The organism is Arthrobacter sp. P4_H3, from assembly GCF_056400885.1.
Genome location: NZ_JBFUKK010000014.1, coordinates 62028 through 86873, shown reverse-complemented (window position 1 = coordinate 86873; position 24846 = coordinate 62028). Strand labels below are relative to the sequence as shown.

21 protein-coding genes and 1 pseudogene are annotated in these 24846 nt (G+C 64.3%); 13 read left to right on the top strand and 9 right to left on the bottom strand.

All coding sequences use genetic code 11. The annotated features are described in order from the left end of the window. Positions 1–10 precede the first annotated feature (10 nt). The 5 genes from kdpC (at position 11) to AC1DRE_RS17805 (ending at position 7095) form a co-directional block, all read left to right on the top strand. Positions 11–622 (top strand): K(+)-transporting ATPase subunit C, encoded by a 612-nt coding sequence (kdpC, locus tag AC1DRE_RS17825; RefSeq protein ID WP_476985846.1) that lies wholly within the window; start codon positions 11–13, stop codon positions 620–622. A 12-nt stretch (positions 623–634) separates the two neighbouring features. Continuing rightward, entirely contained in the window at positions 635–3259 is a 2625-nt protein-coding gene (locus AC1DRE_RS17820) for a DUF4118 domain-containing protein (RefSeq protein ID WP_476985845.1), read from the top strand. Beyond that, positions 3256–3930 (top strand): response regulator, encoded by a 675-nt coding sequence (locus AC1DRE_RS17815; RefSeq protein WP_476985844.1) that lies wholly within the window; start codon positions 3256–3258, stop codon positions 3928–3930. Before AC1DRE_RS17820 ends, AC1DRE_RS17815 begins: the two co-directional genes overlap by 4 nt. A 442-nt stretch (positions 3931–4372) precedes the next feature. Continuing rightward, complete coding sequence (locus AC1DRE_RS17810; RefSeq protein WP_476985843.1) at positions 4373–5665, top strand: APC family permease; 1293 nt, start codon at positions 4373–4375, stop codon at positions 5663–5665. Positions 5666–5730: 65 nt separating this feature from the next. Continuing rightward, complete coding sequence (locus AC1DRE_RS17805; protein WP_476985875.1) at positions 5731–7095, top strand: TrkH family potassium uptake protein; 1365 nt, start codon at positions 5731–5733, stop codon at positions 7093–7095. A gap of 150 nt (positions 7096–7245) precedes the next feature. Here the strand turns inward: AC1DRE_RS17805 and AC1DRE_RS17800 are convergent, their stop codons facing one another. The 3 genes from AC1DRE_RS17800 to AC1DRE_RS17790 form a co-directional block, all read right to left on the bottom strand. Next, a complete protein-coding gene (locus AC1DRE_RS17800) occupies positions 7246–7914 on the bottom strand; it encodes a DUF998 domain-containing protein (RefSeq protein ID WP_476985842.1) in 669 nt (222 codons plus the stop codon). An 87-nt stretch (positions 7915–8001) separates the two neighbouring features. Then, the gene (locus AC1DRE_RS17795) at positions 8002–9264 is read right to left on the bottom strand and encodes a glycosyltransferase (protein WP_476985841.1); all 1263 of its coding nucleotides are present in this window, start codon (positions 9262–9264) and stop codon (positions 8002–8004) included. 100 nt (positions 9265–9364) lie between these two features. After that, entirely contained in the window at positions 9365–9655 is a 291-nt protein-coding gene (locus AC1DRE_RS17790) for a DUF3040 domain-containing protein (RefSeq protein WP_476985840.1), read from the bottom strand. A 438-nt stretch (positions 9656–10093) separates the two neighbouring features. Here AC1DRE_RS17790 and AC1DRE_RS17785 point away from each other — a divergent pair. Further along, positions 10094–10252, top strand: a pseudogene (locus AC1DRE_RS17785) (IS256 family transposase); the annotation flags it as partial. 69 nt (positions 10253–10321) lie between these two features. Here AC1DRE_RS17785 and AC1DRE_RS17780 read toward each other — a convergent pair. Next, the gene (locus AC1DRE_RS17780; protein ID WP_476985839.1) at positions 10322–11590 is read right to left on the bottom strand and encodes an integrase core domain-containing protein; all 1269 of its coding nucleotides are present in this window, start codon (positions 11588–11590) and stop codon (positions 10322–10324) included. 264 nt (positions 11591–11854) lie between these two features. On the opposite strand from AC1DRE_RS17780, the gene AC1DRE_RS17775 reads away from it, so the two are divergent. The 3 genes from AC1DRE_RS17775 (at position 11855) to AC1DRE_RS17765 (ending at position 13702) form a co-directional block, all read left to right on the top strand. After that, a complete protein-coding gene (locus AC1DRE_RS17775) occupies positions 11855–12349 on the top strand; it encodes a MarR family winged helix-turn-helix transcriptional regulator (protein ID WP_476985838.1) in 495 nt (164 codons plus the stop codon). Between the two features lie 121 nt (positions 12350–12470). Next, positions 12471–13277 carry an MBL fold metallo-hydrolase gene (locus AC1DRE_RS17770; protein ID WP_476985837.1) on the top strand — a complete coding sequence of 269 codons (807 nt, stop codon included), beginning with the start codon at positions 12471–12473 and terminating at the stop codon, positions 13275–13277. After that, a complete protein-coding gene (locus AC1DRE_RS17765) occupies positions 13268–13702 on the top strand; it encodes a nuclear transport factor 2 family protein (RefSeq protein WP_476985836.1) in 435 nt (144 codons plus the stop codon). The genes AC1DRE_RS17770 and AC1DRE_RS17765 overlap by 10 nt, the downstream gene beginning before the upstream one ends. Before the next feature lie 509 nt (positions 13703–14211). Here AC1DRE_RS17765 and AC1DRE_RS17760 read toward each other — a convergent pair. From AC1DRE_RS17760 to AC1DRE_RS17740, 5 genes are all read right to left on the bottom strand, one after another. Then, complete coding sequence (locus tag AC1DRE_RS17760; protein WP_476985835.1) at positions 14212–14517, bottom strand: helix-turn-helix domain containing protein; 306 nt, start codon at positions 14515–14517, stop codon at positions 14212–14214. Positions 14518–14762: 245 nt separating this feature from the next. Beyond that, on the bottom strand, positions 14763–14906 hold the full coding sequence (locus tag AC1DRE_RS17755) for a hypothetical protein (protein ID WP_476985834.1): 144 nt from the start codon (positions 14904–14906) through the stop codon (positions 14763–14765). A gap of 135 nt (positions 14907–15041) precedes the next feature. Then, the gene (locus tag AC1DRE_RS17750) at positions 15042–16571 is read right to left on the bottom strand and encodes a glycoside hydrolase family 32 protein (protein WP_476985833.1); all 1530 of its coding nucleotides are present in this window, start codon (positions 16569–16571) and stop codon (positions 15042–15044) included. Positions 16572–16778: 207 nt separating this feature from the next. Continuing rightward, positions 16779–17828, bottom strand: a complete 1050-nt coding sequence (locus AC1DRE_RS17745) for a LacI family DNA-binding transcriptional regulator (RefSeq protein ID WP_476985832.1) — start codon at positions 17826–17828, stop codon at positions 16779–16781. A 12-nt stretch (positions 17829–17840) separates the two neighbouring features. Next, entirely contained in the window at positions 17841–19073 is a 1233-nt protein-coding gene (locus AC1DRE_RS17740; protein ID WP_476985831.1) for a Gfo/Idh/MocA family protein, read from the bottom strand. Positions 19074–19227: 154 nt separating this feature from the next. Here AC1DRE_RS17740 and AC1DRE_RS17735 point away from each other — a divergent pair, with 154 nt between their 5' ends. The 4 genes from AC1DRE_RS17735 (at position 19228) to AC1DRE_RS17720 (ending at position 24788) form a co-directional block, all read left to right on the top strand. Further along, positions 19228–20172, top strand: a complete 945-nt coding sequence (locus AC1DRE_RS17735) for a carbohydrate ABC transporter permease (RefSeq protein ID WP_476985830.1) — start codon at positions 19228–19230, stop codon at positions 20170–20172. 12 nt (positions 20173–20184) lie between these two features. Continuing rightward, entirely contained in the window at positions 20185–21090 is a 906-nt protein-coding gene (locus AC1DRE_RS17730) for a carbohydrate ABC transporter permease (protein ID WP_476985829.1), read from the top strand. A 74-nt stretch (positions 21091–21164) separates the two neighbouring features. Beyond that, a complete protein-coding gene (locus AC1DRE_RS17725) occupies positions 21165–22505 on the top strand; it encodes an ABC transporter substrate-binding protein (RefSeq protein ID WP_476985828.1) in 1341 nt (446 codons plus the stop codon). Positions 22506–22598: 93 nt separating this feature from the next. After that, positions 22599–24788, top strand: a complete 2190-nt coding sequence (locus tag AC1DRE_RS17720) for an alpha-galactosidase (protein ID WP_476985827.1) — start codon at positions 22599–22601, stop codon at positions 24786–24788. The last annotated feature ends 58 nt before the right edge of the window (positions 24789–24846 follow it).

The window sequence follows — 24846 nt, the reverse complement described above, 5'->3', positions numbered from 1 at the left end:
GAACCTCCCCATGAAAACTCTCACCGGTTACCTCCGCCAGGCCGGAACGGCCCTGCGGTTCCTCATTCTTGCCACCGTGGTTCTCGGACTGGTCTATCCGCTGGCGATCTTCGGCATCGGGCAGGCCATCGCCCCTTACCAGGCCAACGGATCCATTCTGAAAGGCCCGGACGGCAAGCCCGCAGCTTCGGCGCTGATGGCACAGGTCTCCGCCGACGATACCGGCGTCCAGGACCCGAAATGGTTCCACGCCCGCCCCTCGGCCGTGAAGTGGGACCCGGCCTCGTCCTCGCCCAGCAACCTCGGCCCCAACGATCCCAAGCTGCTCGACGCCGTCACGGCCAACCGGTCAGCCGTCGCGGCCGCGGAAGACATCAACGGGGCGGAGGTCCCCTCGGATGCCGTGACCGCCAGTGGATCCGGGCTGGACCCGGACATCTCCCCGGCCTACGCCAGGATCCAGATCCCCAGGATCGCCGCAGCCAGCGGCCTCAGCCCCGAAGCGGTCCGGTCCATGGTCGACCGGCACACCAGTACAGGTCTGGAGGCGCTCCTCGGACAGCCCTCCGTGAACGTCACAGCACTGAACCTGGACCTGGCCGCCGCGGTGCAGTCCAAGTGAAAGAATGACCACATGGCACGGGCAACGCTGCGGATCTTCCTGGGGGCCGCACCCGGGGTCGGCAAAACCTACGCCATGCTCGAGGAGGGCCACCGGCTAAAAGGACGCGGCGAGGACGTTGTCGTCGCCTTCGCGATGGACCACGGCCGCGCCGACACCCGTGACCTGCTCGACGGGCTCGACGTCATCCCGCCCCGGCGACTCCCGTACCGCGGCACCGAGTTCGAAGAGATGGACCTGGACGCCGTCCTGGCACGTCGGCCCGGCACCGCGATCGTGGACGAATACGCGCACTCCAACATCCCCGGCAGCCGCCACCCCAAACGCTGGCAGGACATCGAGGAACTCCTCAACGCCGGCATCAATGTCCTGTCCACCGTCAACATCCAGCACCTGGAATCCCTCGGCGACGTCGTCAATGCCATCACCGATGTCCGGCAGGCCGAGACCGTGCCCGATGACATTGTCCGGCGGGCTGACCAGATCCACCTGGTGGACATTTCCCCGGAACTGCTCCGCCAGCGCCTCGGCGACGGAAAAATCTACGCCGCCGAGAAAATCGACGCCGCCCTGTCCAACTACTTCCGCCTCGGTAACCTCACCGCGCTGCGGGAACTTGCTCTGCTCTGGCTCGCCGACCGGGTGGATGAGGGCCTGGCGAAATACCGTGCCGAGCAAGGGATCGAGGCCAGCTGGCCGGCCCGTGAACGGATTGTCATCGGCCTCACCGGCGGCCCCGAAGGCGAGGCTCTGATCCGCCGGGCCGCCAGAATCCTCAAGCGCGTCAGCGGCGGAGACCTGCTCGCTGTTCATGTGCGCGCCGCGGATGGCGTCGCCGCAGAATCCCCGCAGGCCCTCGAAGCCCAGCGCCAACTGATCAGGGATCTTGGCGGCAGCTACCACACCGTGGCCGGAGAAGACCCGGCCACGGCCCTGCTGGAATTCGCCCGCAGCGTCAACGCCACCCAGATCGTCGTCGGTGTCTCCCGCCACAGCAACCTCAGCAGGCTGTTTGGCGGCGGCGGAATCGGCAACCGGGTGGTCAGGGACTCCGGCGACATCGACGTGCACATGGTCTCCCATGCGCTCGGCGGGCGCGGCATCGACCATCCACGGGAACGGGACCTCGGACGCGTCCGGGTTGCTGTCGGCTTCGCCCTGGCGGTCCTGCTCCCGGTGCTGCTGCAGCTGCTGCTGGCCGCCAGCCCGGCCCACAATGTTGCGACGGCAGTCCTGATCCAGCTCACCGGATCGATTGCCGTCGCACTGGTCGGCGGGCTGTGGCCGGCATTGCTTGGAGCACTGTGGAGCAGCCTCCTGGTGAACTTCTTCTCCACTCCGCCGGTCGGGACTTTTACCATCAGCGACCCCCAGAACATCCTCGCACTCCTGGTCTTCGTCGGCGTCTCCGCAGCCGTGGCAGCCGTAGTGGACGTTGCGGCCCGCCGCTCGAAGGAAGCCGCCCGCGCCCGGGCGGAGGCCGCAACCCTGGGTGATCTGACGCGCGGGGCCGTCAGCGCCGAGGACACGGTCAAGGGATTGCTCGAGCAGGCGCTGGACGTGTTCCAGGTACGCGGCGCGGCCCTCTTCACCGCAGCCGCCGACGGCGCTGACAACAGCTGGCGGCTCGTGGCCCACGCAGGGGATATCGCCGCCACCGGGCCGGACGAAGGCGAGAACATCGAAGACGTGAATCCAGGGACCCGTCTCGTCCTCTCAGGCAGGGTCCTGCCGGCCGCCGACCGGCGCCTGCTCGGCGCGTTCGGCGTCCAACTCGCGGCCCAACTCGAACGCCGCCAGCTCGCGGCGAGCCGCCGCGAAGTCCTCCGCCTGGCCGAAAGCAACACCATGCGCACCTCCATCCTCCGTGCCGTCTCCCACGACCTGCGCACACCACTGGCCGGCATCAAACTGGCAGTCGGCGGCCTCAGACAGCCCAACATCCACTACACCGCAGAGGAGGAACAGGAACTGCTCGCCACCATTGACGAGTGCTCGGACCGCCTCGACGCCCTCGTGGGCAACCTCCTGGACATGTCCCGGATCACCTCGGACTCGGTGAACCCCCTGATCCGGCCGGTCCGCTGGTACGAAGTCATCCAGCCAGCCCTGCACGGCATCCCGGCCGGCAGGGTCCGGGTGGACCTGCCGCCCAACATGCCCGAAGTGGATGCCGACGCGGGAATGCTCGAACGGGTCATTGCCAACATCGTGGAAAACGCCGTCAAATACGCCCCGGATTCCGACATCGTCCTGGTCGGGGCCGCCGGCGGACTCAGCACCACCACACTGGCAGGGCAGCCGGCAGGGGAACTGCGCATCATCGACCACGGCCAGGGCGTCCCCGCCGAAAGCGTCGTGCAAATGTTCCAACCGTTCCAACGGCTCGACGACGTGCCGGCGGCCACAGGCGTCGGGCTCGGCCTGGCCGTGGCGAAAGGCTTCACCGAAGCGATGGGCGGCACGCTCACCGCCGAACAGACACCCGGCGGCGGACTCACGATGGTTATCCGCCTGCCGCTCTCCACCGGCGTAGCCTTCACCGACGACGGCGCGCAGGCGCCGGTAAGCGCACAGTCCGCGCTCCTGCGGCGGCAGCACACCCCACCCCTCCCAACACGGAAGCAGACACCATGAGCAACGTACTCGTGGTGGACGACGACGCACACATCCGGAGCGCACTGGGGATTACCCTTCGCGCAAACGGCTATACCGTCTCCACCGCACCGGACGGTGAATCCGCACTTGTTTCAGCCGCCCAACACCCGGTCAATGTCATCATCCTCGACCTCGGCCTGCCGGACATCGACGGAACCACAGTCATCACGCGTCTGCGGAAGTGGAGCGGCGTGCCAATCCTTGTCCTTTCCGCCCGGCACGGTTCCAACGACAAGGTCCAAGCCCTGGACGCCGGCGCGGACGACTACATCACCAAACCGTTCGGATTCGACGAGCTGCTCGCCCGCCTCCGCGCCCTGCTGCGCCGCAGCCTTGGACCCGAGGAAACACCGGTGATCACCACCGACGCGTTCACCGTGGACCTGTCCTTGCGCCGCGTCCTTCGCGACGGAAAGGATGTGAGCCTGACACCCACCGAATGGAACATCCTTGAGCTTCTGGTGCGCAATCCCGAGAAACTCATCACCCAGCAACAGCTGCTGACCGAAGTGTGGGGGGCCGCCTACGGGAAGGAAGCCAACTATCTGCGGGTCTACATGGCCCAGCTCCGCCGAAAGCTCGAACCCGAACCCGGAAACCCCCGCCACCTCCTGACCGAATCCGGCATCGGCTACCGCTTCCAACCCTGAGCTCCGTGATCCCGCCCCGAACGGTTGTCCGCTCCCCCACGCGCCCCACCACGGTCTTGCTGTCCGGCCGAATACTGTGGATCATTGGCTGCCGGCGCGCTAAGTGGGACCTGGCGAATGCACACCCCTCGGCCCGGATGTGTGCGCAACGCAGTGGGCCAGGTCGGTCAAGGGGTACAGCACCCCCGGAACTGGTGGCGTTAAGGATTCGTAAAGACCGGCCCTTAGCTGGTGGTGCGCCGGATTTCCGGTGTTACGCTCCGTGATGGTCTGGCCGGTCCGGCCGGGTCACGGCCAGGACGCGCAGGGCTGTCCGACGAGCGGAAAGGACCATCCGATGCCGGCACCTGAAAGGGTAGCGCCCGGGCGCGGCCTCGCTGGAGCACTGCGTTCCCGGACGGCCTTACTGCTGGCATTCTCTTTTGCTGTGATGGCCGACCCCGTGTCTTCAGTCGCGTACGCCATTGAAGCAGCCCTCCGGGCGCTGAATGGCGACCTGGGCCTGCTCGTGCCCACGATGGGTCTCGTCGTGGCCATCATCGCCCTGGTGATCCTCAATTACCGGCAGCTGGTCATCCGCTACCCGCAGGGCGGCGGAGCGTCGGCAGCAGTCGGGGAAGCCTTCGGGGACCGCTGGTCCTTCATACCGATCGGCGCGCTGGTGGTCGATTTCGTCCTCACGATCGCCATCAGCGTATCGGCCGGGGCGTCAGCGGCAATCGCCTACTTTCCATCCCTGGCCCCCTGGCGGCTGCTGCTCGCACTGGCACTGGTCATCCTCGTCGGAGCCGGGACATGGTTCGGGCACCTAGGGCGCCTGGTCTTCGCCGCGATGACCGTGGGATTCATCATCGTCTCCGCCCTCGTCCTGCTCTACGGCCTGGGCGCCACCCCCCAACCGGTGGGAACCATCACCGACACCCCCGGGCACCCTCCGGTCATCGCCGTGGTACTGGCCTTCCCCGTGGCGATGGCCCTGGCCACGGGCGTGGAAGCCCCGTCCTCGGCGATCGCCCAGCTAGGCCAGCTCGATGATGCGGGCCGGAGCCGCTTCGGCAGGGTCACGCTGTGGCTGACGCTCGCCATCGTCGGATCGATCACCCTGGGTCTGACTCTGGAAGCGGCGCACCTGCAGGTCGGTATCCCGCCCGAGGACAGCACCCAGATCGCTGAACTGGCCCGGCTGGCGGCGCCCGGTCCGGTCTTTGCCGCCTTCCAGCTCGTTACCGCCCTGTTGCTGCTCTCGGCCGCCAGCTCCTCGTTCCAGGCGGGCCCCGGTCTGCTCAAAGCCCTCGCCCGCCACACCAACAAACAGGGCGATACCGTCGGCATCCTTCCTCCCCCGCTGGGACACACCAACACCCACCACACGCCCTACTGGGGCGTGGTCCTGTTCATCGCCCTGGCATGCGCTGTCACCGCCGCGGCCGGCGGCGTTGACCAGGAACTCGTGCTCTTTTACGCTGTGTCGGTTTTCCTGAGCTTCCTGGCCGGGCTGCTTTCCATGGCCCTTTTTTCCCACCGGGACGGCCGCCGCGGCTACCTCATCATGAACATCGCAGGCGCCGTGGTGGTGGCGTTCACCCTGGCCGCCAACCTCTCCAGGGGCCTGCCGATCATCAGCTTGGCCGCGGCCCTGATCATCGCGGCCGTCCTCTACGGGGCCTGGGTCAGGGCCGGGCGGCCGCGGGGTATCCGCAACGTCGCAGCAGAAGCCGAGGAGGTCTCCGAGTGAGGACCAGCGGAAGAGAAAAGGACGTCAAGATCCGCAATGCCGCCCCGGTGAATGGCAGCCAGCGAATCCAGTCTCGGATCAGAGCCCACGGAGACAGTATCGGACGGGCGCTGCTGCATCCGGTCCGTTCAGTGCCCCTGGCGTTCCTCGCCGTGATACTCCTGGGCTCCGGACTCCTGATGCTGCCCATCGCGCGCACGGCCGCAGAAGCAGACCCCGTACTCCCCGCCCTGTTCACAGCCGTCTCCGCCGTCTGCGTCACAGGCCTGATCACCGTCGACACCCCAACGTTCTGGACGCCTTTCGGACACGCCGTGATCCTTGGGCTGATACAAGTCGGCGGGTTCGGCATCATGACCTTGGCGACCTTGTTGTCGCTGCTCGTGCGCAAAAGCATCGGGCTCCGGGGCCAGCTGGTCGCCCAGTCCGAAACACACACCCTGAACTTCGGCGACGTCCGCTCCGTCCTTTTCCGGGTCGCCCGGATCATGGTCGTTTTCGAAGCCATAACGGCTGCCCTCCTCACGCTCCGCTTCTGGTTTGCCTACGACGACAATCCCGGCACAGCCCTCTGGCACGGGACGTTCCACGCTATTTCAGCGTTCAACAACGCCGGATTCGCCCTCTACAGCGACAGCCTGATCGGCTTCGCCGACGACCCCTGGATCATCACCCCCATCTGCCTGGCGGTGATCGCCGGAGGGCTCGGGTTCCCCGTGCTCATCTCCCTCCTGAAGGGCGGCGTCCGGATGAAGGACTGGACCGTCCACCTTCGTCTGACCGTCTACGGCACCCTGGTCCTCCTCGCAGCAGGGTTCGTGCTCTTCGCCGCCTTTGAATGGAACCGGGATGAGACGCTGGGCCCCATGTCATTGGGCGGGAAACTCCTGGCAACCCTGGCCGGCAGTGTCTTCCCGCGCACGGCAGGGTTCAACAGCATTGATTACGCCTCCGCGTCCCCTGAGACCCTGATGATCACCAATATCCTGATGTTCATCGGCGGTGGCAGCGCTGGAACCGCCGGTGGCATCAAGATCACCACGTTCCTGGTCCTGGGGTTCGCGATCTGGAACGAGATCCGGGGCCGCGACCAGGTCACCATCGCCCACCGCTCCATCAGCTCCTCCGTTCAACGCCAGGCGCTCTCGGTCGCGCTCCTTGGAGTGGCCGCCGTGGTCAGCGGCACGCTGCTGCTCCTGATGTTCACGGACTACAGCCTTGAGAAAGTCCTCTTCGAATCAATTTCCGCGTTCGCTACCGTGGGCGTCAGCACCGGAATCACCTACGACCTGCCCGCCAACGCCCAATGGGTACTCATGGTGCTGATGTTCACGGGCCGCATCGGCACTATCACCGTCGCGTCCTCTCTGGCCCTGTCCGCCCGCCCGCGGCTCTACCGGCTCCCGGAAGAACGACCCATCATCGGCTAGCCCGCGCCCACCGAAACCCTGGACGGGCTCCCGTTGCAGGACCTCCAACAACTGCGGGGAAATCCAGCGTTGGCAGGAGAACACGGCAGTACTAACGAACGCCACCGACGCGCCTAAAGGTCCTCGCAGGGAGTCCAGACAATAGGGCGCCTACGTGATCGCACCGACAGGTTGGGTGCGGCGGTAGAGGATTCCGATTGCAATAAGCCAACTGTAGGCGGCGAGGAGCGATAGTTGCTCAAGGATCCCGGCCGGTGCAGGCTGCCAGATCCCGAGTGAATCCAAGCGGTAAGCGATCCCTGCCGCAAACGCGAAAACGATGATCAGAGTGCCGGTCACGACCGAGAAGGTCGCCGGCCCCCGGGCCTCAGAACGGAACCGTCTGGCCAGGATGAATGCCGCAGCGGAGAGGCCACCGAACACAAGGGTGCCGGCGCCTTGGTGGATGCGCCCGGCAAGTGTTGCGGTCGGCGGCTCCCCCGGCGGGTAACCCAGCGCGGGATCTGTCGGCACCAGGCCGCTGATGATAAAGCCGACAGCGGCGACGGCGATCACGATGGGACCCCACGTCGCTCCACGACCGGATCGCAGCACGCGCCGAAGTCCGAGGGCGAAGAGCCCGAGGAGAACTCCGCTGAGAACGAACGCGACTGCGAACACCCATGCCCCGTCTCCGGTCCCCAGTTGACTCACACCATTGCGCCACACGCTGTATCCCTGGCGGGTGGCTCCGGCAACTCCGAGGATGACGGGCAACGTCGCTCCCGCGATGACGCCGCTCGCGAGCAACGAACGCGTGAGAGCAATATGGGCGGGCATGGTGTTCTCCTTTCGACGGGGATCCAACCCTGGCTAAGAAAGCGCTAACCCGTGCGAATAATGGGGCACCTGCAAAAGCCCCTGGGCTTATGGCACCGCGAGCAGCTCCAGCGCGCTCACCGCTGCGGATATTCCGTCCTCGGCGCATACCCTGTGGCCCAGCACTTCGGCGGCACGTGCCAATTCCGGGTCTGTGGCAGCGGTGGTGATGGCCGCGGCGAGGCCAGCGGCCGTGAGGTGGCGTTGCGGCTGTGGCGCGGGAGCGACACCGCGGGTATGCGCCAGCCGGGCCCAGAACGGCTGGTCGGCGATGAACGGGCACACCACTTGCGGGCGCCCCGAGGCGAATGCGGTGCCGACCGTGCCAGCGCCCCCGTGGTGCACCACGGCAGCCATACGCGGGAACAACCTCAGGTAGTCCACATCCTCCACAGCAAGAACGTCTTCACCTGACACGCTGCTGTCCAGTCCGCCCCAGCCCGCGCCGATCACCAGGCGTTTTCCTGCACGGCGTGCCGCTTCCACGACCAGGGCCGTGCTGCGCGCGGGGTCACTGCCGGACATTGAGCCGAACCCGACGAACACCGGCGGGTCACCGGCACGAAGGAAGTCCTCGACCTGCGGCGGCAGCGCATCGCCCGAGGGCCGGAGGAACCAGTAGCCGGTGGTATGCACCGAGTCCGGCCAGTCCGGAGTCGGGGGCAGCACCGAGGGACTGAATGCGTGCAGCACCGGAGCCTGGCCGTTATCCGGTCGGCGCAGCGGGTCGTGCCGTCCGCGGCGGCGCGGGAGACCGAGGGTGTTTTCGCGCCACCGGTCGACGACCCGGCCGAATATTGCCGCCGGGGCCTTCATCCCCACGAACGTGGCCCGGTTGGCACCGGCAGGCAGCCAGGAAGGCATGCCCACCCCCGGCCAAGGAAACTCCTTTGTCGGCAGGTACATCGGTATCGACAGAGCCAGCACCGCCGGGATACCGAGCTTCTCGGCCACGTGCTGTCCGGCGATGATCTGGCCGTTGTGCACCACAATATCCGCGCCGGCACCAGCGCCTTCCGATGCGATGGCCCAGCAGTCGGCCAGCAGTTGGGTGAACATGGCCGGCATGGTCCGTACCTGCCTCAGCCGCGCGCGCACACCGCCCTCGATCACCATTGCCGGGTCGTCCATCAACCGCATCGGGCCGTCATCCACGCCCGCGAACGGCACCTCATGACCAGCGACGAACCCGGCGAACCGTTGCGGGGCGGTAAGCACCACTTCGTGCCCGGCAGCAAGTAATCCCCGTGCCAGCGCAACGAACGGCTGAACATCACCGCGCGTCCCCATCGTCATGATCAGTACTTTCATCGGTCAAACTCCTGTCAGGTGAGGCCGCGGTGCTGAAAGCCACACTCCGCGGGAAGCATGCAGCGCTCAAAGGGGCCATGGTTCCCCGTCGGCCCGGCGTTCATGGCTGCCGCCCGGTCGCCTCCCCCGGGTGGAGGCCGCTAAGGAACCAACTGGCTCCCGCGACCATCAGCAGGAAACCAGCGGCGCCGATGACCGCAAGCTGTGTGATGATTCCGGCGATGACCAAAGCGAAGCCGGCAAAAGCGGCCAGGACACCGTAGAGCGTCCGTGGGGATGCCAAATTCCGGGACAATCCGGCCTGCAGCTGCTGGTCCAGGTCCGGGTCGGTTGCGGCCAGTTCCTGTTCGAGCTTTTCAAGGCGCCTGCGCTCTTCATCTGACAGGGCCATGGCGGCGGCTTCCTGCCCTTCTGGGTATAACCGTGAGCCGGAGGACTGCAATATCCCGGTGCGTCCCGGCGGCATCGGCCCAACGATCCAACCCGAACATCCGGACAGTTCCGGCCGCCGAGCGGATGAGCCCAGGAGCAACCCTCAGGGTGATGGATTTGCCGGCACCGTTGGGGTCCAAAAATTCGCGGACTTTACCGGCGGCGACGCTCGGGCAAGGGCTGCACGGTGCACGTGTCCTGCCGAATTCTCCGACATGACCGAATGTTTCAACGACGGGTCTATTTGCTGCAGTCATGAGCCGTCCGCTCCTCAGGTCATCACGCGAACGCCCGAGGCCGCTGCCAAGGCGTTCCGCAGGCATTGCCCACGGGCCGACCAGGCTTCCCGGCTCTCCAATCCACAGCATACAAGCACCCGAACGGCCAAGGAAGACCAGCCAGAGGCCATTTCCCCACCGAGCAGGCCGCCCTGAAATGCCTCTACCTCGCCACCAGAGCACTAGACCCCACAGGCAAAGGCAGGGCACGATGGGCCACACGATGGAAACCGGCGCTCAACGCCTTCGCCATCAGCTTCGACGGAAGAATCAACTAAATGCCAACCGTAGATCCACCGAAAATCGGACAGTCCCTGATGTCTCTGGACATGGGTGACGGTTCTGTATCAGGAGATCGGTGACGTTTCGTGTATCAGGACTTCCGTGACGGTTGTGGGTTGTTTCATGGTGCGTCCTGGGGGCTTGCCGTTGCCGACTGATTTGGTCCCGGCCGGCGGGCAGGGGTAGGACGTGATGTGGGTGCCTTGGTCATCGAAGAACTGGATTGTCTCGGTGTCCCAGAGTGCGTGGATGGCCTGCCGGGCGTAGGGTCTGCCGATCATGTAGACCACGCTGTTGATGGTGACTCTGCCGTTGGGGTAGGCGGTGCGGGTGGTCTGGCCGCTGCCGCGGGTCCCGTCCTGTGTGGAGGCCGGAGCGGGTTTGGGGTGTGGTGGCTCGGCGGCCGGTGTGGCGTCCCATGCTTGTCGCGGGGTGATCCGTCCGGGCAGGCCTTGGTGCGGGCGTTCGGTGTTGTAAAGCTGATCGAACGCGTCGACCTGCTCTTGGAGCTGTTCAAGGGTCCCGGCGAGGGGTTGTTTGTCCAGGAACCGGAAGAGGGTCTGATGGAAGCGTTCGTTCTTTCCCTGCGTGGTTGGTTTGTACGGTTTCCCGGTGATCGCCTCGATCCCCAGGGAGGTGACGTACGTGAGGAGCTGGCCTTGATGGCCCCGCCTTGAAGGGTTCAACGCGGCACCGTTATCCGTGAGCAGTTTCTGCGGTACCCCGTGCGCGGTGATGCCCTTCTTCACCACCGCGATCGCGGCCTCGGACGTTTCCCCGGCGGCGACGTGGGAGGCGACCGCGAAGCGGGAGTGGTCATCGATGAGCTGGAAGATCACGCATATACGGCCACCGGTGAGGACGTACTCGGTCGCATCCAGCTGCCACAGACAGTTCGGGGCAGGGTAAACGAAGCGGCGATACGCGGCCCGGGGCTTCTTCCGTGGCTCCAGCCTCGCGACACCGCTTTGACGGAAGATTCTGGCCAGCGACGCGACCGAGGGCACCGGTTCCAGGCCCATGGATTTCATCTTCTCGAACACGCTGATCGGTCCGTGGTCCAGGCCCGAGCGCTCCAACGCCGCCCGCACCCGGAGTGCCTGCTCCTTGGCCTCGTCACTGATCCTGGACGGGCTTGTGCGCGGTCGGCGGGACCTCGGTTCCAACGCCGCAGCCGGGCCCTCGGCCCGGGCCCGGCCGAGCAACACGTAAAACGTCTTACGGGAGATGCCATGCTCGGCACAGAACGATGTCACAGCACCACGCGGCGCATCAGCCGGCCACTGCGAGATCGCTAAACGGACACGAGGATCAACAGGCTCAACTCCACTCATCCACCAATCAGATCGGCAAAAGTGTCACTACCAAGAACCCCTGAACTGTCACCGATGTCCTCATGTAGAACTGTCACCCATGTCCAGAGACATAACACGACGCGATCCTAAGCCTGAAGTGTGCACAATGTGCACACTTCCTTTTGATCCTTCCCTGAGCCTGCCGGTTGCGTTGAGGGCCAACGACGACGACGGCCGCACCGGAGCTAATCGCGTCCTGTTTCGGACAACACCCCCGGACCGGATGCGGTTTAGTGTTGGACTGTGAGCGGTGTAAAGGAATTCGGGTCCGGCCAGGAAGCTGCCAACGATTATCGAGTCCTGGTCTTCGGGCGTCTCCTAGGCGCGGCGAACCGACTTGAGTACCTCTTGGGGCGCGACCTGGAGCAGGAATTCGGCATCAGTCACTCCGTCTTTGAACTTCTGCTGCTGGCGGGGAGGGCAGGCATTCAGGGAATCCCGGTGCGGGACATCGCCCAGGCCCGGGTACTGACCTCCGGCGGAGCCACCCGGCTGGTGCAGCGCGCGTCAGCGCTGGGTCTGATCGAACGCGAAAACTCTGCTTCTGACGCCCGCGTCCAGCTGATCCGACTCTCTCCACACGGCGAAGACGTGCTCCTTCGCGCCACTGCCCGCCACGTAGAAAACATCGAACGGCACCTCCTCAACCTGCTCTCCCCCACGGAGTCGGAGGTATTCTCGGCGGCCGTGAAAAAGATCAGCAAGAACGCCGCGCAGGAGCTGCCGATCATGCCGTGATCGAGTAGGACACAACCTTCGGGAATAGCTGACTGGTCAGCTATGTTGGATCTGAGTGAGCGTGCCTAGCGCGACTCGCCCCGGACACTTTTCCGGGGACATCCGAGAAAGGTTCACCAACATGTCACTGAATTTTGAGGTTTTCGATCTCGACTTCCCCGCAGGTTCACCCAACAAGTCAGCAACGTTGATTACTGGCCCCTCAAAGGCTCTCCTCGTGGACGCCGGTTTTACCCGGGCTGACGGCCACCGTCTCGTTGCGGCGGTCCTGGACTCCGGCAAAGACCTGGAAACAGTCTTCATCAGCCACGCCGACCCCGACTACTACTTCGGCCTGGAAGTCATCGCCGACGCATTCCCAAATGCCACAATCCTGGCGACCCCCATCGTGATTGAACACATCCAGGCAAGCTACGAGGGCAAGCTCAAGGCGTGGGCGGCGTTGGGGGCCAACCTTCCAACGCGTCTAGCCACGATCACTCCCCTGACGGCGGACGCCATCGACCTCGAGGGCCACCGCTTCGAACTCCGGGGCGGCTCCGAGACCCTTCCCGACAGGCACTACCTCTACAACGCAGACCAGAACGCAGTCGTCGGTGGAGTCCTGGTCTTCCAGGAGGAACACGTGTGGACCGCAGACACCTCAACTCCCGAACAGCGCTCAGCGTGGATCGAGCTCCTTGACCAGATGCAGGCCCTGAAACCAGAGCTCGTCATCGCAGGACACCGCCTGCCGGGAACCGCCAACGACGCCTCCGGGATCGACTACACCCGGTCTTACCTCCAGGAATTCGAGCGGATCCTCACCCGCTCAGCCGACGGAGCTTCTGTCACGGCTGCCCTGAAAGAAAGCTATCCGAACTCCGGGATGCTCATTGCCGCGCAAATCGGGCCCAAGGTCGCCAAGGGGGAAATGACATGGGGCTGAACGACACCACCGATCCTCTCACCTCAGCCTCGCCCCGCGACGTCGTCCGCCGGCAGTACATTGCATCGGCAGCTGGTGACCTCGAAGCGCTCCGTGCCACAATGGCCCCGGATGTCGAGTGGACGGAGATGGCCGGCTTCCCCCTCGCCGGAACCTACCGGACACCCTCGGGCGTCACATCGAACGTCATGGAAATCCTTGGCCGGGATTGGGATGGCTGGGCTGCCCACGACGATACATACGTCGTAGACGGCGAAAACGTGGTGGTCCTGGCCAGATATACCGCCAAACACCGGGCCACCGGGAATCCCTTAAACGTACGGGTCGCCCACCACTTCATCGTTCGCGGCGGACTCATCGTCCGCTTCGAACAATTCGTTGACACCGCAAAAGTCGCCGAAGCAAGCCAGCCCACAGCCAACTGACTTAGCTGCGATGAGAGGGCAACCATCAAGGGAGTCCCCTTATCGCAAGCATGAAAATCCGCCTACATTTCAGGGCGAAGTACAGCGCGCCTGAAGTGGGGCTCCACATAGGCTGGCGTGGCTGTGCCTACAAAATGATTGTGTCGAGCCTCTCTGGGCGCGGATCAGCAATTGAAATCTGGCACGACGCTGTGACAATGGTGAGCTTCCGAGGCCGACGGACTGTGACCGTCAAATGCCTTCTGCGGCGATCTGGCCAGAAGTTCATTGTTCCGCGGCCACCCCTCGAATGAGCCAGCAGCAGATTCGGTCGGATGACTTCAACCTTTCAAGCAGGGACGGTTCGACGGAATGGAGACACTGGACGTGCACTGGGCGCCAGGCCCGCACACTGGCCGACCTCGGCCAACTGCAGGAGTGGCTCGCGTCCCACCAGGAAGGCGAACCGGCAGCGAGAAGTCAGCCTTGAGGGCGATGAGGGCCTGGACCTTCACCGTTGTTTTGAGCCCTCAAGGCCCGTAATTTTCCCAATAGGCCACTTCTGCCCGCCACCGTTCGTTTTCCCGGCGCAATCGCTCCAGCTCGGATGTCTCCGCCGGCGGTGGGGCGTGGGGATTCCGGGGTCGGCCTTTTGGCTTCGGGCGCAAGGCGTCCGCGCCCTCGGGACGATACGCACGCACCCACGTTTTCAGTAACACAGGCGAAGACAGGTCAGCCTCGGCAGCGAGATCCGGGACAGTCTCACCTGCGAGGAACCGTTCGACCAACGCGAGCTTGAAGTCGAAAGAGTATGACTGTTTTGTCGGCTTGGTCACCAGCGCTCCTTGACCACGAATCCTCCACCGCCGATACAGCCTCTTAACCGGCCAACGGGACACGCCCAGCAGGTTGGCTGTCGCCGTATCTGCAAGGCCTTTCTCAAACCACGCTCCAGCGGCCTCGCGCTGGACTTCAGACAATGATCTACGTGAACGCAAAAAACTACTCCCCGGGAGCCTGAACTGAATTTCTCAGTCCAACTTCCGGGGAGCAGTTCAATGTTTGAACGGGGCGCTGTCGTTTAGTTGGAGAAGTGACTATCCGATGCGTTCAGTGAGCCATCGGCGGAAGCGGTGGCCGTGGACGACGGGGCGATGAGGAGGAGTTTGGTGCCGGGTTCGTTGCCGGGGCCCTGCCGGCACCATGCGACAAGTTTTTTGGACATGGCGGTGCGGGCAACTTGAATCACAACGACGTGAAGAAGTTCGAACATCTTCAGGTCCGACGCCGCCCGGCACCAAATATCCGAAGAGGGCTAACTTCCCCGGCTCATTGACCCTTCGCCACTACCTGCCCAGGACTACGGTCCCTGCCTTCTGGGTGGCTCCACGAGGCCCGTCACTTTCAGGCTGGGGGCAGTGGTGGTCCCCCTTTCGGCATAAAGCGACAGACGGGTGCTGTCCGGCCCCGGAAATATAAGGCCTGTCATGGTGACCCGGCCGTCTTGGGCGAAAACTTCCACTGAGCAGTGGTCGATAAAGAGGGTGAGGGTGTATGACCCGTCGGAGGCCGGTTTTAGCGGGGCTGTATCGATGGATGCAAAGGCGTCATGGAATTCGGTGTTACCGGAGCGGGTCCGGTCCATGATGAGCCGGTTCTCGCCGGGGCGGATGCCGATGCGTGTGCCGTCGGCGCCATTCCCCCGAATGATGAGTCCGAATTCCTCTGCAGATCCCGGGATGAAGGTCACCTCGATTATCTCTACCGGCGCACCCGCGTCCAGGTGGCGTATTTCTTCATCGATAGCAAGATCTGACCAGCTGTTCACAGGCAGCGAGTCGCCGGTTCGATATTCGTCGGCGACCCGTTGGGACAGACGGGGCTGGCCTTGGTCTGTGACCAGGGCAATTTCACGTACGAGTGACATGGAACTGCGCCATGGCCAGGTCGGGATGGCGGCGCCGTATTGCCAGTTGTTCATCCAGCCGACCATGAGACGGCGCCCGTCGGGTGCGTTGTTGAAAGAGACGGCGGCGTAGTAGTCGCGTCCCCAATCGAGCCAGTGGTAGGTGTCGAGCTCGGCCGTTTGGCTTCTGCCGTCGGTGACGGTTGTTTCGGATGTGAAGACCACGCCGTCGAAGTGGCCGACAAAGTATTGGCCCCCGGACCCGCCATTGGGCCCGCCGGGGTTGAGATTCACGGTGAGAATCCACTTGGTCTGCTCTTCGTCGCCGTCCAGTGGCAACGGGAAAAGGTCAGGGCACTCCCAGACGCCGCCGGTGGCGTTGGCGGGTCCGAAGCTGCTGAGGTAGTGCCAGTCCCGAAGGTTATCGGAGCTATAGATGACCACTTTGTGATCGTTGGCTTCGACGGCCATCATGACCCAATAGCTGCCCGGGGGTCCGTTGTAGCGGAAGACCTTCGGATCGCGGAAGTCTGCGGAGTTCCTGTCGAGGACGGGGTTGCCTTGGTGCTTGGTCCAGGTGTAGCCGCCGTCGGAGCTCCAGGCCAGGGACTGTGCCTGCGTGCCGCGGCGGGCGGAGCTGTCTTTGTAGGCGCTGGTGTAAATTGCCACAAGTGGGACTGTGTGTCCGTTGCCGAGGCCGCTGGTGTTGTACTGGTCGATGACGATGCTGCCGGAGAAGATGTCCTCTTCAGCGTCGCAGAGGATGGCCACGGGCTGCTCGTCCCAGTTGACCAGGTCGACCGAGGTGGCGTGGCCCCAGGACATGTTGCCCCAAACGTTCCCGAAGGGGTTGTTCTGGTAATAGAGGTGGTAGATGCCGTCGTGGTAGACGAGTCCGTTCGGGTCGTTCAGCCAGGTGTTTTTAGCCGTGTAGTGGATGGCGGGCCTGAAGATGGCATCCTCGTGGGCGGAAATGGCAGTCATGACGTTGGGTGCCTTACTGGGTAGTCGATGGTTCGTCTGGGGCAGGTGGCAGCCACGGCGGCTGCCGGGTGGCTTCCGGGCAGCGAGGAAGCGCAATCACCGTCCGGACGAACGTCGGGCCCGGAGGGGCCGGGTCTCGCAGTGTTGCGGATGCCTGCCCTCCACCGGCAGGTGATCGCCCTAGCGCAGCCGGAGAGGCTGTTTGTGTCAGTGGCAGCCGCAGGACGCGCGCAGTACCAGCTCGGCGGGGAAGATTTTGGTTTGGGCTTCCCCGCCTGGCTCCGGCTCCAGGAGGGCTTGCAGGCCTGCCTGCGCCAATTCCTTTAAGGGTTGAGCGACTGTACTGAGCCGGGGCCAGGTATATTCAGACTCGGGCGCGCCGTCGAAGGAGAATACGGCCAGGTCCTCCGGTAGGCGGAGGCCGCCCTCGTGGAGGGCGCAGAGGAGACCGACCGCTTGTTGGTCGGAGCTAACGAAGACGGCGGTGGGCCGCTCGGAACGGGCCAGCAGCTCCTGTCCGGCATGGAAGCCGCCCTCGCGGGTAAACGGCACCCGAATGATCGGGCCGGCCGTGAGGCCGGCCTTTTGGATACCCTGATGCCAGCCGACCTCGCGTGCGTCAAGCTCACTGTCGGCATTGCCGCCGATGACCAGTCCGATCCGTTCGTGGCCGTGGCTGATGAGGTGCTCGACGGCCGCGCGCGCTCCGTCCTGGAAGGCCACTCCAATAGCATTTGCACCGTGACCTCCAGTGCCGCCTTTCATGACGGCGTCGGCAGGATGGTTCAGGAGCACAACAGGAATGTCTGCCTGTTCAAGGTCGATTAGATCAGGCTCGAACAGCACGCTCGAGAGGAACAGTCCGTCCACCCTCCTCGCGGCGAAGTTCTTGATGAGGCGGCGCTCTGTGCGTAGCGAATCCTGGGAGTCTGCCAGCAGGAGGGTGTATCCCCGCTCGGCTGCGGCGTTTTCGACGGCGCGGGCGAGCGAAGCGTAGAACGGATTGATGGCGTCGGGGACGATCATGGCGAGCATTTCGCTGGAACCCAAAGCAAGTGCCCTGGCTGCCGAGTTGGGCCGGTAACCCAGCGCCCTGATTGCCTGCCGCACCTTGGCCTCGTTCGCCGGGGAAACGGCCCTGGGCCCGCCGTTGACCACGTAACTCACGACGGCGCTGCTGACCCCGGCCAGTCGGGCGACGTCGTCGCGTGTAACAGCTGGTTTGGCGTGTGAGGTCGGGTGCGGCATGGCAACCATGCTATCGGCGTTTCACGTGGCGGACTCGCGAAGTACCGGGCGGGGCAGCTCTGCCGGGGCGTCGCCGAAGTCGGGCACCGGCAGGCGTTCGCCGCCGCGCAGGGCGGACTGGTGCGCCACGATGCCGGGCAGCGTGTAGCGGGCCGCTTCCCAGGCGTTGACCGGCGGCAGGGTGCCGGTGTTGATGGCGGTGACGAAGTCGTCCACCAGGAAGTGGTGGCTGCCCTCGTGACCGTTGGGCAGGCCCCGGAATTCCGCCGGCAGTCGTCCGGCGTCGTGCACGGAGGCCATGCCGGAAATAAAGGCATCCCGCAGTGCCGGAGCCACGTCGGCCAACATGGGGTCATCCGCGTCCATGGTGGCCTGGGTCTCGAGCTGATCACTGATGTCGGTCACGGCGTGCTTGTCCTGCCAGACGCTGACCACGGCGAGCTGTTCGAAGCTGGCCTCCGTGCCGAAGTAGCGGAATCGGCTCTCGCGCAGGTGGGAAGGGTAGCCCACCCTGCGGAACTCGTTGATGCGCATGGACCCGCCGCCGGAGAGTTCGAACAGGGCGCTGGCGTTGGAGAAGTCGTTGGCGAACATGCTTACCTCGCGGTCAAAGACGCCGTCGCCGCGCTCATCCCGGTAGCCGACGCAGCTGACGCTGACGGCGTGGGAGCCGGTGGCTCCCAGCACCCCGCCCACGGAGTGGGTCGGGTAGAGCATGGGCGGGTAGCTGGCGGTGCGCTTCCAGCTTTCTCCGCCGCTGTACTGGTAGGCGTCGTAGAAGCCGAGGTCCATGTCGTGGACGTAGTCGCCCTCAGCGTAGAAGATCCGACCGAAGGCGCCCTCGGCATTCTTCTTGCGGGCAAAAACGGTTGCCGGGTTGTAGTAGCTCGTCTCACCCATCATGTACGTCAGCCCGGTCTCGCGGACCGCTTCGATAATTTCTGCGATCTCCGCTTCTGAGATCGCCATCGGCACGGCGGAGTAGACGTGCTTACCGGCCCTCAGCGCCTGGAGCACCAGGGGTCCGTGGGTCCAGCGCTGGGTGAAGATCGCAACAGCGTCGACGTCACTTTCAAGCATTGCCTCGAAGCTGTCGAACGTCCCTGCCGCACCGGCGCTGCTGCTTTGGGCCTCCGCACGCTCACTGATGAGGTCGGTGAAATAGATGTCTGAGATTCCGGGGTGGGCGGCGAAGAGCTTGGCGAATACGCCTGCGAACTGTCCGGCACCGACGATTCCAATTGAAGAAGTCATGGAAAAGAGTATGCGCAGCAAATCTACGCGCGTCAAGAATATTCGTCGACCAACCAAAAATCCCTTGTTTTTCATGGAAAAAGTTGCGCTCTTCTCAGCTACGCGCGTAGAGTGACGGTCAATTGTTACCTGCCTCACAGGAGAGGGATCAAAGATGACCACCATTACCAAGCACCCACCCGCCGCAACTCATAAGATGCCGCAGCGTTCAAACCCAGGCCGTCGGATGGCTAAACTGCGCGACTTCAGGATCGCGCTGCTGTTCATCCTCCCGGCGATGATCGGCCTCGTTGTCTTTTCTCTAGTGCCGACCATCCGCGGCATCTACCTGAGCTTCACCGAGTACAGCATCCTCGGAGAGCCCACCTGGATCGGCGTCGACAACTACACGGCGATCTTCAAGGATGAGCTCTTCTGGAACGCGATGGCTGTGACCATCCAGTACGTTGCAATCAACATCGTCTTCCAGACCGTCATCGCCCTCGGCCTGGCGCTGCTGATGCACCGCGTCGCCAAGTCCACGTTCGTCCGCGGTGCGTTGCTGCTGCCCTTCCTGGTGGCCAACGTGATCGTGGCGCTGCTGTGGTTCTGGATGCTCGACTACCAGATCGGCATCGTCAACGAAATCATCAGCTGGATGGGCCTTCCCCGCATTGCCTTCTTCGGCAGCGAGCAATGGGCCATCCCCACCATCGCCTTCGTCAACGTCTGGCGCCACATGGGCTACACCGCCCTGCTGATCTTCGCCGGCCTCCAGGCCATCCCCCACCACGTCTACGAAGTGGCGTCCCTGGACGGGGCCTCCCCCACCCGGACATTCTGGAGCATCACCATGCCGCTCCTGCGCCCGGTCCTGGCGCTGGTCCTGGTGGTCACCGTCATCGGATCGTTCCAGGTCTTCGACACCGTCGCGGTCACCACCGGCGGCGGTCCGGTCAACGCCACCCGCGTCATCCAGATGTACATCTACCAAAAAGCCTTCGGCGAATCGGACTTCGGCTACGCCTCCGCCCTGTCCGTCATTCTCTTCGTGATCCTCGCACTCGTGGCCTTCATCCAGATGAAGTTCCTCAAGGGCAACGAATCGGATCTGGACTAAGGAACCCCAGCCATGACCACCACTCAAGCACCCGCCACCCGCAAAGCACTCGACTGGCACCGCATCGGTGCGTGGGCCGTCATCGCCCTCGCGCTGGCCGTCACCATCTTCCCGTTCCTCTGGATGCTACGCACGGCCCTCTCCAGCAACCACTCGCTGGCCTCGAACTCCGGGAACCTCCTGCCGGCTGACTTCTCCTGGGGCGCCTTCAAACGTGTCTTTGGAATGCAGACCACAGAGGAGGCCATCGCCGAAGGAGGTTCCGGGGCAGCCATCGACTTCTGGCTGTACCTGCGCAACTCCATACTCTTTTCCACCGTGACTACCGCAGCCCAGGTCTTTTTCAGCGCACTTGCCGCCTACGCCTTCGCCCGGCTCCGCTGGCCCGGGCGTGACAAGGTCTTCTCCGTGTTCCTGGCCACCATGATGATTCCGGGGATCTTCACCGCGCTGCCCAACTTCCTCATGATCAAGAACCTGGGTCTGCTCAACACGTTCGCAGGACTGACGCTGCCCTTCCTGTTCATGTCCGCGTTCGCCATTTTCTTCCTGCGGCAGTTCTTCCTCAGCATGTCCCGCGAAGTGGAGGAGGCAGCCATGCTCGACGGCGCCAAGCACCTGCGGATCTTCTTCCAGATCGTCCTGCCCAACGCCGCCGCACCCATGGCCACCCTCGCGCTGCTGACGTTCATCGGCCAATGGAACGAATACTTCTGGCCACTGCTGGTCGGCAACGACGAAAGCATCCGCGTCCTCACCGTGGGCCTAAGCGTCTTCAAGTCCCAGTCCCCCCAGGGCGCCCCGGACTGGTCCGGACTCATGGCCGCCACCATCGTTGCGGCAGTGCCCATCCTCATCCTGTTCCTCGCCTTCGGCAAAAAGGTGGTCAACTCCATCGGATTCTCCGGTATCAAATAGACCGCCAATCCCAACCGCTCACCCTCACCAAACTCCACTCCGGGCATCTTCATGCCCTATTCGAAAGGTCCATCATGAAAAAAACTCTCGGTGCCGTCGCTGCCGCCGCAGCCATCGCCATCTCCCTCTCCGCCTGCGGCGGCGGAAGTCCCGCCTCCAGCGAAGCCAAGGGCGAGATCAACTATTGGTTGTGGGATGCCAACCAGCTCCCCGCTTACAAGCAGTGCGCGGATGACTTCACTAAAGCCAACTCGGACATCAAAGTTAAGATCACCCAGCGCGGCTATGGGGACTACTGGACCACGCTGACCAACGGCTTCGTGGCCGGGAACGCACCGGATGTCTTCGCCAACCACCTGTCCAAGTACCCAGAATTCGCCGCCAAGAAGCAACTCCTGCCCCTCGACGACGCCGTCAACAAGGACGGGGTCAAACTGGACGTCTACAACGAGGGCCTCGCTGACCTCTGGGTGGGCCAGGACGGCAAGCGCTATGGGCTGCCCAAGGACTGGGACACAGTAGCCATGTTCTACAACAAGAAGCTCGTCAAGGACGCCGGCTACACCGAGGAACAGCTCGGAAACCTGGATTGGAACGCGCAGGACGGCGGCAGCTATGAAAAGGCGATCGCCCACCTCACCGTGGACAAGAGCGGCAAGCGCGGCGACGAGGCCGGGTTCGACAAGAATCAGGTGGCCGTCTACGGCCTGGGCCTGGAAAGCTCCGGTACCGGCCAGGGCCAGACCCAATGGAGCTTCCTCACCGGCACCACTGGTTGGACCCACACGGACAAAAACCCGTGGGGCACGAAGTTCAACTACGACGATCCCAAGTTCCAGGACACCATCAAGTGGTGGGCCGGCCTCGCGGACAAGGGTTACATGCCCAAGCTTGAGACCACCGTGGGCGCCAGCGTGGCTGATGCCTTCGGCGCCGGGAAGGCAGCCATCAACACCAACGGATCCTGGATGATTGGCCAGTACACCAGCTACAAGGGCATCGACACCGGAATCGCCCCCACCCCCAAGGGACCTGACGGCAAGCGCGCGTCCATGTTCAACGGCCTTGCCGACTCCGTCTGGGCTGGCACCAAGAACCCGGCAGCATCCGTGAAGTGGGTCGAATACCTGGCCTCCAGCGCCTGCCAGGACGTCGTGGCCTCCAAGGCAGTCGTCTTCCCCGCCATCAAGTCCTCTTCCGAGAAGGCCGCCGCGGCCTTCAAGGCCAAAGGCGTCGACGTCAGCGCCTTCACCACGCACGTTACGGACCGCACTACCTTCCTCTTCCCCATCACCGAAAACGCGGCGAAGGTCGAGGGCCTCATGGGCCCCGCAATGGACGCTGTCCTGACCGGCAAGAAGGACGCCAGCACCCTGACCGAGACCAACGAAAAGGTCAACGCCCTCTTCAAGTAGGGCCATCCGCTATACCGACGGCGCGCCGCGGGCATCGTCTTCCCCGCGGCGCGCAGCCCACCCCTTACTTCCACACCGCAGAAGGACACAATTATGGACCCGCTCCACCTCCGTTCCGCCGGCACCAGCCTGGTGGTCAGCTTCGACAGCGGAGAGGCCGAGATCATCCACTGGGGCGCGGATCTTGGCAGCACGCTGCCGGGTCTCGCTATCCTCACAGCCGCTATTCCGCCGTCGTCCATCGACGCCGCTGTGCCCACTGGCCTCCTTCCTCAGGCTTCAGCCGGATGGCGTGGCCGTCCCGCCCTCCGCGGCCACCATGTCGCCGACGGCGTCTCCGGCCTTGATTTCTCGGCCCGACTCCGCGTCGTGACAGCGAGCACCGAGGGGAATTCCGCCGTCATCGTCCAATCCGATCCCGACGCCGGCCTCACCGTTACGTCCGCTCTGACGCTGCACGACGGCGGCCTGCTGGAAATGCGCCACACCGTCACCAACGACGCCACCACGCCCTACCAGGTCGACGAACTGGCAACAGTCCTTCCCGTTGCACCCGACGCCACCGAACTCCTCGACCTCACCGGGCGCTGGTGCCGGGAACGCCACCCGCAACGCCGCCCCATCCAGCAGGGCACCTGGGTCCGCACCGGCCGGCACGGCCGCACCGGCCACGACTCCTCACTGCTATTCGCCGCCGGCACCGCCGGTTTCGGCAACCGGCACGGGCGGGTCTGGGCCACTCACCTGGCCTGGAGCGGCAACCACGAGCAGTTCGCGGACAGCATCGGCGATGGCCGCACCATGATCGGCGGCTCCGAGCTCCTCGGCCCGGCCGAGGTCATCCTCGCACCAGGCGCCAGCTACACCACTCCGGCGCTCTTTGCCGCGTACTCGGACCACGGCTTGGACGGCATCAGCGAGGCGTTCTACAGCTGGTTCCGGTCCCGCCCCCATCACGTTTTGCCCGCAGCCACCACCGGCCTGCCCGCCGGCAAGCCTCGTCCGGTGGTGCTGAACGTCTGGGAAGCGGTCTATTTCGACCACAACCTCACCACCCTGATGGAGCTGGCTGAGTCAGCCGCGGAGCTTGGCGTTGAGCGGTTTGTGCTCGACGACGGCTGGTTCCGCGGACGCCGCGACGACCGCGCCGGCCTGGGCGACTGGTACGTCGACGAATCGCTCTGGCCCGACGGCCTCACGCCACTGATCAACGCCGTGACGTCCCGTGGCATGGAGTTCGGCCTCTGGGTGGAACCGGAAATGGTCAACCTCGATTCCGACATTGTCCGCGCACACCCCGATTGGATTGTTGGTCCTTCCGCCGCTTCGTATAAGGACGGCGGCCGGCTGCCACTCGAGTGGCGGCAGCAGCACGTCATCGACCTCGTAAACCCGGATGCGTGGCAGTACATCTACGATCGCATTGACGCTCTTCTGAGTGAAAACAACATCAGGTACCTCAAGTGGGACCAGAACCGCGACCTGCTGGAACACGGGCACGCCGGACGCTCCTCCGTTCACGAACAGACCCTCGCCGCCTACCGCCTGTTCGACGAACTCCGCAAGGCCCATCCCGGCGTCGAAATTGAGAGCTGCTCCTCCGGCGGGGCACGCGTTGACCTGGGCATCCTGGAACGCACTGACCGCATCTGGGGCTCGGACTGCAACGATGCGCTGGAACGGCAGACCATCCAGCGGTGGACCGGTGTGGTGGTTCCGCCCGAGCTGGTGGGCGGCCACATCGGGCCCACCACGTCACACACCACGGCGCGCACGCACGACCTGTCCTTCCGTGCCATCACCGCCCTGTTCGGCCACTTCGGCCTGGAATGGGATGTCCGCAGCGTTCAGGGCGCCGAAAGGGAGGAACTCAAGCGCTTCATCGGGCTCTACAAAGAACATCGGAACCTCATCCATAGTGGCCGGATGGTCCGTGCCGACGTCGCTGATGACTCGCTCATGCTTCACGGCGTGGTGGCCCAAGAGGATGCTGATGAAGGCACGGCGGCGCTGTTCGCCTTCGTATGCACGCGGACATCATTCGCAGAGCAGCCCGGACGGATCACGATTCCTGGTCTAGACGGCGGACGTACGTACCGGGTTGAGGCGATCTTCCCGGCACCGGGTGACGCCGACTGCTCGCACACGTTCACCCAGGTCCGCCCCCCGACCTGGCTGGCGGACGGGGCCGTAGCCAACGGGCGGTTCCTTGCCGAGGTCGGGCTGCCCATGCCGGCACTCAACCCGGAACATGCCCTGGTGCTGAAGTTCACGGCGCTCTAACAGCCGAATAGACCAAACTGCAGACTGCCCCGCCGTACCCCAACTCCCAGGAATAGCC